The sequence below is a fragment of the Paenibacillus sp. J2R1T-4 genome (assembly GCF_059692235.1).
Genome location: NZ_JCAUBA010000009.1, coordinates 115,329 through 132,669 on the forward strand (window position 1 = coordinate 115,329; position 17,341 = coordinate 132,669).

Annotated in this window: 11 protein-coding genes; 7 read left to right on the forward strand and 4 right to left on the reverse strand. The window is 47.4% G+C overall.

What is annotated here, in order from left to right; translation table 11 throughout:
* Nucleotides 1–81: 81 nt before the first annotated feature.
* Complete coding sequence (locus AC58QD_RS16695; protein WP_497335204.1) at nt 82–2,133, forward strand: molybdopterin oxidoreductase family protein; 2,052 nt, start codon at nt 82–84, stop codon at nt 2,131–2,133.
* A gap of 63 nt (nt 2,134–2,196) precedes the next feature.
* Here AC58QD_RS16695 and AC58QD_RS16700 read toward each other — a convergent pair whose 3' ends face one another.
* Nucleotides 2,197–3,414 (reverse strand): MFS transporter, encoded by a 1,218-nt coding sequence (locus AC58QD_RS16700; protein ID WP_497335206.1) that lies wholly within the window; start codon nt 3,412–3,414, stop codon nt 2,197–2,199.
* 234 nt (nt 3,415–3,648) lie between these two features.
* Here AC58QD_RS16700 and fdhA point away from each other — a divergent pair, with 234 nt between their 5' ends.
* The 5 genes from fdhA (at nt 3,649) to wrbA (ending at nt 12,638) form a co-directional block, all read left to right on the forward strand.
* Complete coding sequence (gene fdhA, locus AC58QD_RS16705; RefSeq protein ID WP_497335208.1) at nt 3,649–4,863, forward strand: formaldehyde dehydrogenase, glutathione-independent; 1,215 nt, start codon at nt 3,649–3,651, stop codon at nt 4,861–4,863.
* 549 nt (nt 4,864–5,412) lie between these two features.
* Nucleotides 5,413–6,615 (forward strand): MFS transporter, encoded by a 1,203-nt coding sequence (locus AC58QD_RS16710; RefSeq protein ID WP_497335210.1) that lies wholly within the window; start codon nt 5,413–5,415, stop codon nt 6,613–6,615.
* A 305-nt stretch (nt 6,616–6,920) separates the two neighbouring features.
* Complete coding sequence (locus tag AC58QD_RS16715; protein ID WP_497335212.1) at nt 6,921–10,772, forward strand: heparinase II/III domain-containing protein; 3,852 nt, start codon at nt 6,921–6,923, stop codon at nt 10,770–10,772.
* 228 nt (nt 10,773–11,000) lie between these two features.
* Nucleotides 11,001–11,855, forward strand: a complete 855-nt coding sequence (locus AC58QD_RS16720; protein WP_497335214.1) for an ABC transporter ATP-binding protein — start codon at nt 11,001–11,003, stop codon at nt 11,853–11,855.
* A gap of 174 nt (nt 11,856–12,029) precedes the next feature.
* A complete protein-coding gene (wrbA, locus tag AC58QD_RS16725) occupies nt 12,030–12,638 on the forward strand; it encodes an NAD(P)H:quinone oxidoreductase (RefSeq protein ID WP_497335216.1) in 609 nt (202 codons plus the stop codon).
* A gap of 79 nt (nt 12,639–12,717) precedes the next feature.
* On the opposite strand, the gene AC58QD_RS16730 is transcribed toward wrbA, so the two are convergent.
* Both AC58QD_RS16730 and AC58QD_RS16735 read right to left on the reverse strand, forming a co-directional pair.
* Nucleotides 12,718–13,593, reverse strand: coding sequence for an aldo/keto reductase (locus AC58QD_RS16730; RefSeq protein ID WP_497335218.1), 876 nt, complete (start codon nt 13,591–13,593; stop codon nt 12,718–12,720).
* Nucleotides 13,594–13,764: 171 nt separating this feature from the next.
* Nucleotides 13,765–15,504, reverse strand: coding sequence for an ABC transporter ATP-binding protein (locus AC58QD_RS16735; RefSeq protein ID WP_497335220.1), 1,740 nt, complete (start codon nt 15,502–15,504; stop codon nt 13,765–13,767).
* Between the two features lie 150 nt (nt 15,505–15,654).
* Between AC58QD_RS16735 and AC58QD_RS16740 the strand changes: the two genes are divergently transcribed.
* Nucleotides 15,655–15,900: a hypothetical protein gene (locus AC58QD_RS16740; protein WP_497335222.1), complete on the forward strand. Its 246-nt coding sequence runs from the start codon at nt 15,655–15,657 to the stop codon at nt 15,898–15,900.
* Between the two features lie 69 nt (nt 15,901–15,969).
* Here the strand turns inward: AC58QD_RS16740 and AC58QD_RS16745 are convergent, their stop codons facing one another.
* A complete protein-coding gene (locus AC58QD_RS16745; protein ID WP_497335224.1) occupies nt 15,970–17,091 on the reverse strand; it encodes a glycosyltransferase family 4 protein in 1,122 nt (373 codons plus the stop codon).
* Between the last annotated feature and the right edge of the window lie 250 nt (nt 17,092–17,341).

Sequence of the window (17,341 nt, forward strand, 5' to 3'; positions counted from 1 at the left end):
TTTTGTCGAAACTTGCTAAAATTATATTTTTTCGTATGCTTAGAGATACGGAAGTAGAACGCTTGAAGGAGTACGGATAGCATGAGTTCATATAAACATATTCCTGACGGGGTCTTCCAGTCTGTATGCTCTCTGGATTGTCCCGATCAATGTGCGCTCTTGGTGCACAAGGTCGCTGGGAAGATCGTGAAGATCGAGGGAGATCCTACTCACCCGGTTACAGAAGGCTCGATCTGCAATAAAGTACGGCATATGGGCGAGCGCCTGTATGATCCGAAGCGTCTTCAATATCCATTGAAGCGTGTTGGGAAGAAAGGTCAAGCTCAGTTCGAGCAGATTAGCTGGGACGAAGCTTTAAGTACAATTGCTTCTCATTGGAAGGGGCTTATTGAGGCTGAAGGCAGTGCAGAATCCATTTTACCCTATAGCTTTTATGGGAATATGGGTCGAATCGGTACGGAGGGAATGGACCGCAGATTTTTCAATCGCATGGGCGCCAGCAGACTTGCTTACACGATATGTGAATCAGCAGGTACGGAAGGATATCGCTACACGATGGGCGGAAGCTACGGGACGGATCCGGAGGATACGGTTCATGCCAAGCTGATCATCATGTGGGGGATCAACGCTGTAAGCACGAATATGCATCAGGTTGTACTAGCGGAGAGAGCGCGCAAGAACGGGGCTCAGATCATAGTCATCGACGTGCACAAGAATCAGACCGGTCGATGGGCGGATTGGTTCATTCCGGTGCTACCGGGAACAGATACGGCACTGGCTTTAGGAATCATGCATATTTTGTTCGCTGAGGGCATGACCGATCAAGATTTCCTGGAGCAATACACCGTCGGGCATGAACAGCTTCGCGAGCACGTACAGCAGTATGACCCGATGCATGTGTCTTCCATTACAGGCGTGCCTGTGGAACATATTTATCGGCTTGCCCGTTTATACGGGAACACTTCGCCCTCCTTCATTCGTATCGGGAATGGCCCGCAGCATCATGACAACGGCGGTATGTGCGTGAGGACGATTGCTTGTCTGCCTGCGCTGACGGGTCAATGGGTTGTGCGAGGCGGAGGGGCGATAAAAGGGAATGGAGACTATTTGAGTCACAATACTACTGCGCTTCAAAGACCGGACTTGAGAAAGAAGCAAACAAGGCAGATCAATATGAATCTGCTTGGGAATGCCTTGCTAGACTTGGATTCTCCGCCAATACGTTCATTGTACGTGTACAACTCCAATCCAGCCGTTGTGGCTCCTGAGGCAAATAAGGTAAGAAAAGGTCTGGAGCGGGAAGATTTGTTCACGGTTGTCCATGATTTGTTCCTGACCGAGACCGCGGCATATGCCGACATTGTGCTGCCAGCCACCTCTGCCTTCGAGAACACAGACTTCTATCGGTCGTACTGGCATCATTACGTGCAAATTCAACTGCCTGTGCTGGAGCCCTATGAAGAAAGCAAGTCCAATACGGAAGTGTTTCGACTGTTGGCCCAGGCGATGGGCTATGAGGACGAAGCGCTGCAAGATTCCGATGAGGATATGATACGCCAGGCTCTGGACAATCCGTACAATGCTTATCTGAAAGGGATATCGTATGAAGCGTTGTTGGAGAAGCCCTTCTTGAAAGCTTCGATCAAGCCGCTGTTTCCTGGCAAATTGAAGACACAGAGCGGCAAGATCGAGCTTTACTCAGCAGCAATGGAACGAAAAGGATATCCTCCTATGCCTACTTACACGCCGTTGGTTGAAGAAGAGGAGAGGCTGCCATTCTTATTCATCCCGGGACCGAACCATAATTTCCTCAACTCCACATTCGCTAACAATGAAAAGCATGTACGGATGGAAAAAGCTCTGAAACTGCACATGAACACAGTGGACGCTGATAGGCTTGGCATTGCTGCAGGTGATCAGGTCCGAGTGTGGAATCAGCGCGGGGAATGTGAGCTGGTAGCAGCAGTAGGAGAGGACGTCTTGCCAGGTGTAGTTGTCTGTCAAGGACTGTGGTCGGACGCGGCTCATGGCAAGAAGCTGGTCAATGCTCTTACACCAGATCGAATTGCCGATATGGGCGGCGGAGCTACCTTCTTTTCCGGGCGGGTACTGGTGGAGAAGTGTGTGAGTTGATCGCTTATGTAAGACAAAAACCTAGCATTTTGATCTTCCGATCAAACGCTAGGTTTTTTGTGTTCATTGCGGCAATTGTTTGGATGGGACATTACGGCGCACAATGGAGTATTTAGGTGCACGAATGAGCAGGGCGACAACGAATAGGACAACACCTGTCATGACAAAGACAGCTTTTATTGGAATTTGGCTGCCCAGAAGTCCGCCTAGCAACGGCCCCACCATTAAACCCATGGCGCTTGCCGACTGGTTCAGGCTGAACGCCCTGCTGCGAAAAGCATGATCGGTATTCTCCGCGATGAGCGCATTAAGGGCTGGGAATACAGCCGCAAAGAATAGACCATATCCGAATCGTAAAGTTCCAAAGCCGAATAAGCTTTCAAACAGAACTTGCAGCAGATTACCAACGGCACCGCCCATGAGACCGATAACGAGTACTTTCTGATATCCAATCTTCATTCCGAGTTTTCCCCATTGAGGGGCTGCAATCAGGGTGGCTACCCCGACCGCTGAGAAAATAATACCGGCATTCAGAGATGCGGATGAAGCGTCGGAACCCAATTTCAACACATATATAGTGAGTAATGGTTCTACAATCATAACGGATGTGGTCGTAATGAATACGATCATCAGAGTAATCATTAAGCTGCGATTCTGAGCGGCCTCCCTTAGATCATTGATTACGGAGGAACGCTTTCCTTCCGGTCTGGTGAATGATGGTTCTTTTACCCAGAACAGCGCGATTAACAGAGCGACCAATACCATCAGGCCAGCGACGAAGAATGTTTCCCTGGTTCCTACGAAATGACTGACAAGCCCACCGGCAAGCGGTCCCATAATGGCCGCGGCAGCGGAAGCCGTCGATATGATCCCAAGCGCATACCCAACTTTTTTCTCCGGGGTATTGGTGGCAATTAATGCAATGGCTGCTGGAATATAACCTGCCAATAAGCCTTCAATGGCTCTAGCTGCTAGTAGTTGATACGGGTTTTGCACCAGAAAATACAAAAAATAAGCACTGGCCAGACAGAAGCCGGCACGTAACATCATCGGTTTCCTACCATATTTGTCAGCCAAAGACCCCCAGAATGGAGCAATGAGTGAGCTTGCTAGAAAGGTAATGGCAAAGACGACTCCTGTCCAGGCTTCCAAATGATGATCCACGCCCAAATCTTCCTTCAGAAAGATCGACATGAACGGAATGGAGACGGTATATGCCATGCTGACTAGAAAGCACCCGAGCCAAAGGACAAACAAATTGCGTTTCCAAGAAAAATTCACAAGCAGGCGCACTTCCTTCTCGATGGGATTCCTGCACATAATCATAACACTATTAAGTTGCAGTCTCTGATAAGAGGTTGCTTTCGGTATGATAAAATGTTGTAATGACCGCGGCCAAATTCAATCCATGCCTCCCTTGACGTATGGAGACTAGACGAGTATGTTAGAGTAGACATCTTTGTAAGCGATTACTTCATGTTGCAACAATTCCTCATTAAAAAGGAGAGACTTCTAATGGCTGGGAATCGAGCGGTAGTGTATGTTGGACCTGGAGAGGTAGAAGTACGAGACATTCAATATCCTGATCTGGTGCTTCGTGATGGACCTGGTGTGAATCCGTTAAACATTGGCAGGAAGTGTGAGCATGGTGTCATCTTGAAAGTAGTAACGACGAATATTTGCGGAAGTGACCAGCATATGGTTCGGGGGCGTACAACAGCTCCTAGCGGACTTGTTCTGGGGCATGAGATTACAGGTGAGGTTATCGAAGTCGGCCGTGATGTAGAATTTATTAAAAAAGGCGACCTCGTATCGGTTCCATTCAATATTGCATGCGGCCGTTGCCGAAGCTGTAAAGAACGCAACACGAATGTATGCTTGAATGTGAATCCCGATCGTCCAGGTTCCGCTTATGGGTATGTGGATATGGGAGGCTGGGTTGGCGGTCAATCCGAATATGTAATGGTTCCTTATGCAGATTTTCAACTGCTTAAATTTCCTGATAAAGAGCAAGCGATGGAGAAAATTCGTGATCTTACGATGCTATCTGATATATTTCCTACAGGCTACCATGGAGCAGTCAGTGCCGGCGTCAAACCGGGCTCTACCGTCTACGTGGCGGGAGCGGGCCCAGTAGGGTTAGCCGCTGCGCATTCTGCCCAGCTTTTGGGAGCGGCTGTAGTAATAGTGGGCGATCTGAATAATGAGCGATTAGCGCAGGCGAGAAGCTTTGGCTGCGAGACGATTAACTTGCGAGAGCACCCAAATCTGGGAGAACAGATCGATCAGATTCTCGGTGTGCCCGAGGTGGATTGTGCCGTGGATTGTGTAGGTTTCGAAGCGCATGGCCATGGTCACGCGCATGGGGAAGCACCAGCAACGGTGCTGAACTCAATCATGGAAGTGACGCGAGCAGGAGGCCGTCTTGGTATTCCAGGCCTCTACGTCACGGGAGACCCAGGTGCGGTTGATCAGGATGCCAAGATCGGGACACTGAAGATTCGCTTCGGCCTAGGCTGGGCGAAATCTCATACTTTCGTTACAGGACAAACACCTGTTATGCAGTATCACAGAGATCTGATGATGTCTATCCTGAACGGCAGAGCTCAAATCGCTAAAGCGGTTAACGCGACTGTCATTTCGCTTGATCAAGCTTCAACGGCTTATACGGAGTTCGATAAAGGAGCTTCGAAGAAATTCGTCATCGACCCTCACGGCTTAGTGAAATAAAGATGGAGTAAAACCCCCAAGCGATTGGGGGTTTTGTGTTGGCGTATGTGAAACGGGCTAGCTTCTTTTGGGAAGCGTAAGGGCTAGCGGGAGGAAAGCGGATTTTCCGCTTTAGAAGCGCGAGCCGGAGCCCGCAGCTCGCCGTAAAGCGGAAAATCCGCTTTAGAGGCTCCGAGCCGGAGCCCGCAGCTCGCCGTAAAGCGGAAAATCCGCTTTAGAAGCTCCGAGCCGGAGCCCGCAGCTCGCCGTAAAGCGGAAAATCCACTTTAGAGGCTCCGAGCCGGTGCATGTAGCTCGCAGTAAAGCGGAAAATCCGCTTTAGAGGCACCGAGCCGGAGCCCGCAGCTCGCCGTAAAGCGGAAAATCCGCTTTAGAGGCACCGAGCCGGAGCCCGCAGCTCGCCGTAAAGCGGAAAATCCGCTTTAGAGGCCCCGAGCCGGAGCCCGCAGCTCAGAGTCCAAACGCCAGGACTAATTCCAATTGACGATAACGATAGATTGAAGTAGGCTGAACCTTATACACGGATGGGAAAGGTCGTGACGAAGAGCAATGAATTCGCAACAGCAACAACCGAATTATCGTATCCCTTTATTCAGCGCGGTTACGCTGCTCTTCTGGTTCTCGATGTATACTTGTGTGCCGATCCTGACCGCTTACGTGATGGACCTCGGTGCCTCGAGCAAAATGGCAGGGCTGATCGTCGGGATGTACGGTCTAAGCCAAATGTTGCTGCGAATACCCGTGGGGGTCATATCAGATCGGATTCATAAAAGAAAAATGTTTATCATCCTTGGGATGGTGTTCTCGATTTTCGCGGGAGCGGGCATTTTGTTTACTGATGATTTAACTTGGATTTTACTTTTACGGATTATTGCGGGAGCCGCTGCGGCCACTTGGGTCGACTTCACGATCCTGTTCGCCAGCTATTACCCGAAAAATGAAACGACGCAGGCTATGGGCACGATATCCTTTTATAATTCATTGGGTCAGATGCTTGGTATTCTTACGGGTGCTTGGTTCGCGGACTATTACGGCTGGGAATATGCTTTTCTTTTCGGGGCGGTAGTGGGGCTAGTCGGTATGGTGGGAGCCTTCTTCATCGTCGAGAAATTCGAGGAGAATCAGCAGAAAATCACGGTTCAAGGCATAGTAGAAGTAGCCAGGGATCGAATGCTTCTGACGGTATCGTTTCTATCTATTCTTTTTCAAGTGCTTACATTCGCTACGGTGTTTGGATTTACGCCTGTTTATGCTTTATCTCTTGGCGCGACTAAATGGGATATGGGACTATTGACGTTCTTCTCCACATTCCCGACTGCAATTGCTGCCTGGTATGGCGGGAGATACTTAACACGTTGGTTCGGGGAAAGAAACATCATTATTGCAGGGTTTATTCTGAGCGGAGTTTTCACGGTTCTCATCCCCTTTACGCATACGTTGTGGATGCTTATCGTGACCCAATGTATAGCCGGATTCGGACGAGGGTTTACTTCGCCGGTTCTGATGTCCCTTAGCATCAAACATATGGAGGTAGGCAGACGTGCTACGGCAATGGGCTTTTACCAAGCTATATACGGGTTAGGCATGTTTGCAGGTCCACTGTTTATGGGGCTGGCCGGGGATTGGCTAACGCTGCGGGATGGGTTCATCATTGTTGGGGCGCTTGGCTGCGTAACGGCTGTACTCGCTTATGTGATGCTTAGAGGATTGTTAGCTGCTCCGATGAAATCTAGTCAGACGGTTACTCATTAAATAAAAGCAGCAAATGTTTTCAGGAGACCCGCCACCGTCATGGCGGGTTTTGTCATATGGTGGGAAAAAACTAGGAGGAACATCCCTAAATTTTGGTGCAAAAGCACTGGTTTTCTAATTTAGGGTGTTCAACATCGAATTGACTGCTGTATAATTTCAAACACAACACAATTAATACAGCTATCATACACGTATTGATTGGGATCGGAGGTGAGAACATCTTTTTCTAAGAGACTTGTTCATAATAGTGGTTTAGTTCTGCTCAGAAAATCCTGATAATCAGTGATGAAAATGGAGGGAAATCGATGTCGTTCAAGATTCGTAAAGCGCTTTCAGCTATTATGTGCCTCGTTGTGCTCGTTTCTTTAATTCCGCTTGTTGGATCCAATAAGGTCAGCGCAATTGGGCCGTTAGAGGAGTTCGTCATGCCAGACACTACAGTGTATCAATTCGGTGCTGTTACGGACAACCCCGTTACTCTTGTTGGCGATCCCAATACGGCACCTAATGTAACCAACGTTACGTATGGCGTCAAAATACAAGCCACTGCCGCGAATCCTTCACGGACATTTGAATTTACTGTGGAGCAAACCGGATCTTATATTGTAAAGTTGGGCGGTATGACTGCTAAGGACGGAGGAACCGCGAAAATAAGCTTGGACAATACGAGCTATGGGGATTACAGCTTTTATAGCGTGAATGGATCCTATCCGCGACCAGATCTGTATGTGCAGCAGCTTCCTCTGTCAGCAGGTACCCATACGCTTACTTTAACCTTGAGTGCGCCGGGTAATGGTGCAGGAAACGGGACAGGAACGGTGTTATATCCTACCCGGCTTTCCATTACGAATCAGGCAGACATAACGAGCAGCAAGACACGCAGCACTTACTTTACACCTGCCAAAGTGTCAGCAGCAAGGGAAAATGTCCAACAGTATGACTGGGCGGCTACCTTGAAAAACAACGTACAGGCCAAAGCGGATACTTATGCGGCGATGGGATATGAAGCCCTGTGGAACATGGTTCCGACTCAAGCGATTCCGCGCAGCTACAATACGAATCAGCTAACAGGCAATTTCAGTCCGATCTCTGGAGATCTCAAGGCGTACGGTAATTACCCTTGGAAAGCCGACCCTGTAAATGAGCCTTGGAAAATCACGGATCCAGCCAGCGGGTATAAATTCCCGACGAATGATTTCCAGGCGTATTATACAAGCGGATTAGACAATCATGGGAATTTCAATCCGACACTCGCTGATCGCAGCCTGTTGGTGAATACGCTTTATCCAGAAAAAGGCCCAACGTGGGGCGTTGATGACGGTTATGGATGGGTCGATCCGGCCACGAACAAACGATATACGTTTATTGCTTATTACGCGCATTGGTTCGGGTGGTATAGCGGCACTGCTCTAGTGAACGATGCTATTAATGCATTAACGAATGCCTACATCTACACGGGTGACATTAAGTATGCCCGCGCGGGATCCGTTCTGCTAGACCGGTTCGCCGATGTGTATCCGTCTTTGGATATCGCACAATTCAGCAATGCAATATATGTCAACTCACATGGCGGCACAGGGGATGGTAAGGCCGTTGGTTCCATTTGGGAGACCGGTTTGGTCAAAGCGTTCATAAGCGCTTATGATGCTTTCTTCCCTGTATTAGACGATTCAGAGGTCGTTGCATTCTTAAGCTCTAAGGGCGCGCAATATGATCTTCCGTTGAAAAATAATGCAACCGAGATACGTCGAAACATTGAAGACGGGATCTTGAGGCAAGTGACGCCAGGCGTATATTGGGACCAGCTTCGCGGGAATAACGGTTTCCATCAAAGTGCCATCGCTATGGCTGCTGTAGTTCACGATACGATGCCGGAGACCAAACAATGGTTGGACTTCACTTTCCAACCAGGGTCATTCATTAACACGATACCTCGCCGTGTAACAGGAGGAAACGTGCTGTTCAGTATGGTGAATGACGTAGACCGCGACGGTAACGGCAATGAGGCTGGTCCGGGCTATAACCGACTTTGGTTAAATAACTATCTGGTCGTTGCAGACGTGCTGGATGGCTACGACAAATATCCGGATGCGGATCTGTATAATAATGTGAAATTCCGCAAAATGTTTCAGGCTATGTATCCGCTTCTGATGCTGGGCAAGTTTACTCCGTCAATCGGTGATAGCGGGACGACCGGGCAGCCAGGAATATTGGTCAATCAAGCCCAGTCCATCAAAGCGTTCGAGAAATTCGGAGATCCTGTCTACGCACAGCTAGCCTATCTAACGAACGGGAACAAGACAGAAGGGATTCACTCCGATGTATTCACAGCGAATCCGAATCAGGTAGCGGCTAACATTGAATCGGTCATTGACTCACAAGGCCCAATTGATTTGGATAGTGTGAATATGACTGGGTATGGGTTCGCTGGGCTTCGTGACGGCAAGGTTACTGAGAATGCAGACACTAGACGAGCAACATGGATGTATTATGGACGCACAAGCGGACATGGACACCGAGATATGCTTAATCTCGGATTGTACGGCTTCGGGCTGGATCTGGCACCGGACTTAGGTTATCCAGAACAGGCGAATGCAACAGATGTGAACCGATTCGAATGGGTGAACAACACGATCAGTCACAACACCGTCATGGTCAATAAGCAAAAGCAGCTGCCTATCTGGGACGGTACACCAAAGCACTACGATGCAAGCTCCATGGTTCAGCTTATCGATGTCAATGCTCCAAGCGCATATCCGGGCACAGAGCTTTATAATCGCACATCAGCCATGGTGCGGGCCGATGACGCCAATTCGTATGTCGTGGATTTCTTCCGCGTTCAAGGCGGCAATGAGCATCATTTCAGCTTTCATGCTGCGGAAGGAGCTGTGACCGCAGAAGGACTATCCCTTACGCCGCAGCCGACTGGAACCTATGCAGGACCGGATGTTGAATTTGGCAATAGACCTGCTAATGATAGTGTAACTGGCGGCGGGTATACCGGACCTGGCTTCCATTGGTTGAAAAATGTAGAGCGCGACAGTGAGCCAGTCTCCCAATTCAGTCTTGATTGGGACGTTGTCGACACTTGGAACGTTCTTCCTCAGGAGGAAGACATCCATGTGAAGCTTTCGATGCTCGGTGATGTAGATGATGTCGCCATTGCAGATGGAGTGCCTCCGCAGAATAAGCCGGGTAATCCGGAGAGCGTGAAGTATATGATCGCGCATCGCAGCGGAGAGAATCTGAAGAGTACATTCACTTCGGTAATCGAGCCTTACAAAGGCAACCGATTCATCAGCGATATCTCTGAAGCGATTGTAACAACGGATGGCAATGGTACGGTTGACGAGAATAGTGTTCGAGCGGTAAAAGTACAGTTAGCAGACGGTCGGACTGATTATATTATAAGTTCATTGAATGCGGACATTCCGTATACGATTGATGGAGCAGTTCGTTTCCAGGGTACTTTCGGGATTTATTCCGAGAAAAACAGTCAGCCCGTATTCACCTATGTGAACGATGGCGCGTATATAGGTAAGCTTGGTACAGCAATTGCAAAAGGGGTTGGACGTCTTCAAGGAACGGTAAGCAACTTCACGAAGGAGCTTTCCCTGAAGAACCAATTGACGGTTAACATGGATCTGCAAGGACTTCCAACGGATAGTCTGATCGGAGAGATGATCTACGTTCAGAACGACGGGAAGCGCAACGCGGCTTATGAAATAAAAGGAGTTAAAGAAGCAGGTTCTGGCAGCTATGAGTTGGATCTGGGTGACATTACACTTATACGTTCGTATGCGAGTCCAAGCGATCTGTCTCAAGGATTCATCTACGATGTTGCTGAAGGAGCGTCATTCACGATTCCGATAGCCAGACAACAGCAATGGTTGTCTGATGTGAGGATACTGGCACCCAATACGGAACTCAATAAAAATGAAACCGTCGATCTGGAAGTGAAAGGCTACTACCCGGACGGGACTTTAGTGGATTTGACAGGTTATGAATTCAAATTCACAAGCGACCATTCCAACATCGCAAATGTGAACGGGGAGGGCAGATTGAAGGCACATAATACAGGAACAGCGGTTATTACCACAGAGATTGAAGTTGACGGTATTAAGCGCGAGGGAAGCGTGACTGTAACCATTAATTAGAAGGATGATTAAAACTTAAAGAAGCAAGCGGCAATCCGATTACTGGGAGAAGCCGCTTGTTTTATTTGTAAAAATGAACGGTTGATGGTTGACAACAGAAGCAAGTTAAAGCTATCATAAGTATAGTTAATTTCGTGATAATGATTCTCATTATCGGATCGATAAAGCCCTTTTCTTCACCACGCTATATATTTTCTTCGTATACCTGAGTATGAAAGGACGACTGCCATGAATCGCTTATACACCCAACAATTAGATATCGCATACGACCAGAGGCTTATTGTTCAGAATCTGAGTCTCGCTGTACCAACGGGCAAGATTACAGCTTTGGTTGGCGCCAACGGCTCAGGGAAGTCCACGATTCTCAAGACTATGGCTCGTATTATGAAACCTAAGAAGGGTAACGTATATTTGGATGGCAAGTCGATTCATCAGCAGACGACGAAGGAAGTTGCCAAGCAGCTTGCCATACTGCCGCAAAATCCGATCGCTCCGGAAGGCTTAACGGTAAGTGAGCTAGTAGCTTATGGTCGATTTCCTCACCAGAAGGGCTTTGGCTCCCTTAGCAGTGAGGATAAAGAAACCGTACAGTGGGCGATTGCCGTGACAGGTATGGAGCTATTCGCAGATCGTCCTGTCGATCAGCTGTCGGGCGGTCAGAGACAACGGGCATGGATTGCGATGGCGCTCGCCCAACAGACCGATATCCTGTTCCTCGATGAGCCGACGACATTTCTGGACATGGCACACCAGTTGGAAGTGTTGAAGCTTCTACAGAAGCTGAATCAAGAAGAAGGACGCACCATCGTAATGGTCGTTCACGATTTGAACCATGCCACCAGGTATGCGCAGCATGTAGTAGCGATAGTTCGAGGAGAAATTATAAGCGAAGGCACACCGGAGCAAGTCGTAACGAAGGATGTGCTTCGAACTGTATTCGGCATTGAAGCCGATATTCTGCATGATCCGCGCACTGGAGTGCCGTTATGCCTCCCATTCGAGCTTAGCCGCGAAGGAGAACAACGGAGTATTCATGCAGCAAAAGAGACAGAGCAGAGAATACCAACAGCTGTAGGCGTATAATCAATTTCACTAACAGGCTTCTGTTACAAAGGAATGATCATTCCTTTATGACGGAAGCCTGTTTTGATTCATGGATTAATTGTTAGGGTAAGTACGAATGAAAACCGTTTGTTAGGGTAACCTATGCAAGGAAAATTAGTCAATTACACCATTTCCAACAAGGAGGACTCACAAATGGGCGTTAAGTTATCCGTTATTTATTATAGTTCCACAGGAACGAATTACAGGCTCTCACAAGCCGCTGCAGATGCAGCCAAGGAAGCAGGTGCAGAGGTGCGCCTGGTTCGGGTTAATGAGCTTGCACCAGAATCAGCTATTGAATCGAACCCGGCGTGGAAAGCGCATGTGGAGGCAGCAAAGAATGTTCCAGTAGCTTCACTTGATGATCTGGAATGGGCGGATGCAATCATTTTCAGTACTCCGACTCGATTCGGGAATATGGCGGCGCAAATGAAGCAATTCCTGGATACAACGGGCGGACTGTGGTTCCAAGGGAAATTAGCTAATAAAGTTGTATCCGCAATGACATCTGCAAGCAATCCTAATGGTGGTCAGGAAGCAACTATTCTGTCACTATATACGACGATGTATCATTGGGGCGCCATTGTAGTAGCACCTGGTTACACGGATCCGATCATATTCCAAAGCGGCGGTAATCCATATGGAACTAGCGTTACAGCCAAGGATAGCGGAGATATTGACGACGCTGTTCTAAGTGCTGCCAAGCATCAAGCCAAGCGTATGGTATCTGTTGCGGGGCAGTTGAAAAAGGGACAAGCTTAAATTTTTATAAATATGAGTAAAAGAAAAAGCAAACCTCTGAAGCAGATCGCTCCAGAGGTTCTTGGCATCCTTCACATAACTAGTTAGTCGTTGGTGTATCAAATGGACTTGAGTAGCCACTAATGTTACGCAGAATTTGCTTCGCTTCCTCGTCTTTCATCGTACCGAAACGTTTGGCTGCATCCACGATCTTGGGAAACAAGTGTACATCCCCTGCGCTTGCGAATCCTGTAACACCGGGAAAAGAGAGCACAAAATGAACACACGCATCAATGACTTGCTGGTGATCGAACGGTTCGTACCATGTGGCGTAATTCCGCTGCTGATTCTCGCCCCAAGGTCCTTTGGCGATCGCTTTAATGACTCGAACAGCAGCTCCTTGTATTCGGGCTTGCTCCATGAACGAATCAAAGTCATGACGATATTCAGGTAAGGAGTACAAATAATAGTTTAATGGCAGCAGCACGGTATCGAAAGGAAAGCGGCGTAATGCTTCAAGATGGGTGGCCGGTGCTTGATGACCATGACCCGTAATGCCGATTCCTCCAACAATGCCTTCATTCCTCGCTTCGATCAGGGCCTCAAGCGCTCCGCCTTTTCCAGTACATTGATCGAGATTGTCCAAATCACCAACCGCATGCAATTGAATCAGATCGACTCGGTCTACTTGCAGCTTTTCCAGCGAACGGTGAAGTTCAGCCTTGGCCTTGTCTTTGGTGCGTTCACCGGTTTTGGTCGCAAGAAAAATGGTTTTCCGAATCTTAGGCATCCAGGGCCCCATCCTTAATTCAGCCTCTCCATAGCTTGCAGCGGTATCGAAGTGGTTGACTCCATTTGCAAGCGCATACGAAATGGAAGCATCGGCTTCCTCTTGAGTTACTGCACCCAAGCTGGCTGCTCCGAACATAACTACACTACTGTTGTGACCTAGACGTCCAACGGTTCTCGTTATCATTTAGCAATCGCCTCCTTAAAGTGAACAACGGCATTCGCAAATAGTAGTCCTTCTTACAGTATAAACAACCATGCAGATTTGTAACAGCAAATGTAAACATCCCGTCACAATTAAGTGGCGGGATGTCGTTCGTCCTATACGTTGAAGCGGGTTGGACTTGAACCTGCAGATCTACAGATTCTGAATATTGTATAAACGCGCATAGGCACCGCCAGCTGCCATCAGCTCAGCATGTTTACCCTGCTCGACAATTTGTCCGTCTTCCATGACTACAATTTGCTCTGCATGAGTAATGGTCGACAGCCGATGAGCGACGATTATTGTGGTTCGATTCGCCGCTAAGCGCTCCAATGATTGCTGGATAGAATACTCGGATTCCAGATCAAGCGCCGATGTTGCTTCGTCGAGGATCAGAATCTGCGGGTCTTTGAGGAATACTCGTGCAATCGCTATTCTCTGCTTCTGACCGCCAGACAGCTTCACGCCTCTCTCCCCGATCTCGGTATCGTAGCCATTCGGTAACTGCTCGATAAATTCATGAGCACTGGCTGCAAGCGCCGCGTCTATTAACTCCTTCTCTGATGCATCTGGACGTCCCATCCGGATATTTTCACGCACGCTTCCACTGAACAATATATTGTCCTGCAGCACCATCCCAATCTGTTCACGGAGACTAGTCTGGGTCAAGCTGCGAATATCATAGCCGTCTACCCTAATGCTTCCTTGCTGTACATCGAAAAATCGAGGGATTAACGAGATCAGCGAAGACTTTCCGCCGCCGCTCATTCCTACGAATGCAACTGTCTGACCAGGTGTAATGGACAAATCAATGCCCTTCAGCACCCAATCATTCTCATCCTTATATCGGAACCAGACATCTTGGAATTGGATATGTCCTTTAGATCCTTTTAGTGTAATACTATCTGCCTTATCCTCAATATCGTAGGGTGTGCGCATGAATTCCATAACCCGATCGATCGCTGCGGTAGCCTGTGTAATCGTCGTGGAAGAATTGACAAGTCTTCTAAGCGGGCTATACAGCCGGTCTAAGTAACCAAAGAAAGCTATAAACGAACCAACCGTTAAATTCCCTTGGATGACCAGGTAACCTCCATATCCAATGACGAGGAGCGGTGCAATATCGGTCAGGGTGTTAATAATAGAGAACGTAAAAGCGTTCCAACGCATGGAAGCAAGTGACTTATTCAGAAGCGTCGTATTGGTTCCTTCAAATTTTCTCTTCTCATACGTTTCCAGGGTGAAGCTGCGAATGACCGGGATCCCTTGCAGCCTTTCGTGCATATAACCTTGCATCTCCGCTAATGCTTGAGAACGATCCTTGGTAAGCTTTTTTAACCTCCTATAGAGAAGGTAGACAGCTAATCCATAAAGAGGGAAGACAGAGATCGCCACAAGCGTCAGAACTGGATTCAGGTAGAACATAAAAGCCATCGCCACCGCGAGCGTAAACAGATCCAGCCAAATGTTCATCATGCCGGTCTCAACAATATTCTTGGTCTGTTCGACATCGTTAATGAAACGGGAGATGATCTCTCCAACCTTGTTGTTCTGATAATATCGAATCGATAGCGACTGAATGTGATCATAGAGGCGTTTGCGGATATCGAACAAAATCCGGTTCGTCGTAAGTTGAGCGAAGTATTGCCGATAATATTCCACAGGACCGCGTACCACCACGAATAAGACAAATGCACCGGCGAGCATGTAGAACAAATTGTGCAGCTTTTGCCCTAGCTCCATTTGCCCCATCAGCAGGTCATCGACCACATACTTCATCAGAAAGGGCAGCGTCATGGGAATGCTGAATTTGACCATGCCAATTAACACCGTAATGGTAATCAGAAGCCAGTACGGACGGATAAATTGAAAATATGATTTTAAGTTGTTCACTAGCAGCAGGACTCCTTCCTCCGAATTCTATTGTATCAGAAAACAAGGGATGAGACAGACGTTGATTTTTGGCTCAATAGGAGATTGTCCGTATCGAATCTAGCAATTTCTGCATTCTCTATAGTATTTGATAGAGAAGGAGAGATGAAAGTGTCGAATGTGGATACGAAAATAGCACGCCCGGTTGACGTAGTGACGATCCGGACGGAGAATAACCCGTTTACTCAAAGCATCAAGATCAACGGAGTGTCTGTAATCGGCAGTGCTGCCCCAGGCGACAAGTTCCTGGTTAACGGCGAACGGGTTAAACCTGCGGTTCGTTGTCTGCTGCGCAACGGATTTAAGCTGATTGCTGAAAGACGGAACGTGCTAGTGTTCCGGCGTGTGCCGAGTTGAGCGGTTGGTATAGGTGAAAGAAGAAACGGTGGGGTTAAGCGCCGTTTCTTCTTAATAAAAGTTTGATAGTTAATTATTACCTTCTGCATACCATATCCGTTCAATTTCTTTTCTAACACGCTTCGCAACTTTGTTCATGTTGTATTTTTCCAGCAGCTCGATCCGAGCCTTTCGTCCTATTTTCCTCGCTTCTTTTTGATGCTCTACTACATACCTCATTTTCCTCTGCAAGTCCTTAATAGAGGGCTCCGCCCAACAATGTCCCTCATACTTCGATTTATCGTGATAATCCTTTATGGAAACAGGAACCAGCCGTTTTACTTTAAGCAGGAAGGAATTGTTCTCATTCAAATACTCCATTTGTCCACTCCAATTGGTCGCGAGAACAGGCTTTTGCATCAGCATGGCTTCGAAAAGAGGTCTTCCCCAGCCTTCACCACGAGTAGGAAGCACAAATGCGTTGCAGGCTCTGTATAAACTGAGCAATTCCGGTGTGTATAACATTTTATCAATAATATAGATAGGAGGTCTTTCCTTGATTGATTTAGGATGGGTTTTAATGATTTCTGTTAATTTCTGATTTTTTGTACTGTTACGAATTTTGATCACAAGAGCCACATCATCTTTTGCCGAAAATTCATCTAGAAAAGCATGAAGTAGAAGATCATATCCCTTGCGTTCAATTAAATCAAATACAGATAAAAATTTATAAGATTGGGAAAGGGGAAGAGGAAACTTTGTACCCTCGGGAATGTACTGAGCATCATTAAAAAAATAAGGGATAAACTTTATTGGAACCTTGACTCCGGAGGATGCAAAGGTGTTTAAGTTAAATTTACATTGAACCCAGACCTGGTTAAATGAATTCAGTATTGGAACCCAAGCCGCTGGAAGTCTATCTGTTTCAAAAGTTGTGTGAGCAATATTGATGCGAAATTCAGGTTTGTGACGGAGATTGCCGCCAGATCCACGATTAATAAATATATCGTTGGATGTTAACTCCGTTTTTTCAAAAGATGCCAGGTAATTTTTTTCTTCCAAAGTCAGGACTTGGCTTATTGTTCTGTCACCACTATCTTTTGGAAGAATACGAACCCGATATCCCGATTGGTCTAATATACGCAGTAGGGCCCGATTTCCTTCGGCATATCCGCTGCCGGAATAAAAATAACCCTCAAATAAAATATTCAATGCAGTCACCGCCTAAGAGAACATTTTTTGGGGCTTAGTAGTTCGAATATGATTTCGTTGTAGTCTGCCATCCTTATTGTATTTGGATTCGCTTTTTTTTGTCACCACGATTGTCCAGATATCAATGGAATAAATTATTATTTTGAATAGCGAGAAAGTCGGCTAAATGAACTCAACATGCAAAGGACCTAGCCATTGGCCAGGTCCTTTAATGTAAAAAGTAATTTGCTCATGCGTTTTTTCTAAATAG

Coding starts and splice junctions, on each gene's coding strand:
- AC58QD_RS16730 (WP_497335218.1), bottom strand. CDS start 13,593: ATGATAACGAGAACCGTTGGACGTCTAGGTCACAACAGTAGTGTAGTT.
- AC58QD_RS16720 (WP_497335214.1), top strand. CDS start 11,001: ATGAATCGCTTATACACCCAACAATTAGATATCGCATACGACCAGAGG.
- AC58QD_RS16695 (WP_497335204.1), top strand. CDS start 82: ATGAGTTCATATAAACATATTCCTGACGGGGTCTTCCAGTCTGTATGC.
- AC58QD_RS16715 (WP_497335212.1), top strand. CDS start 6,921: ATGTCGTTCAAGATTCGTAAAGCGCTTTCAGCTATTATGTGCCTCGTT.
- wrbA (WP_497335216.1), top strand. CDS start 12,030: ATGGGCGTTAAGTTATCCGTTATTTATTATAGTTCCACAGGAACGAAT.
- AC58QD_RS16710 (WP_497335210.1), top strand. CDS start 5,413: ATGAATTCGCAACAGCAACAACCGAATTATCGTATCCCTTTATTCAGC.
- fdhA (WP_497335208.1), top strand. CDS start 3,649: ATGGCTGGGAATCGAGCGGTAGTGTATGTTGGACCTGGAGAGGTAGAA.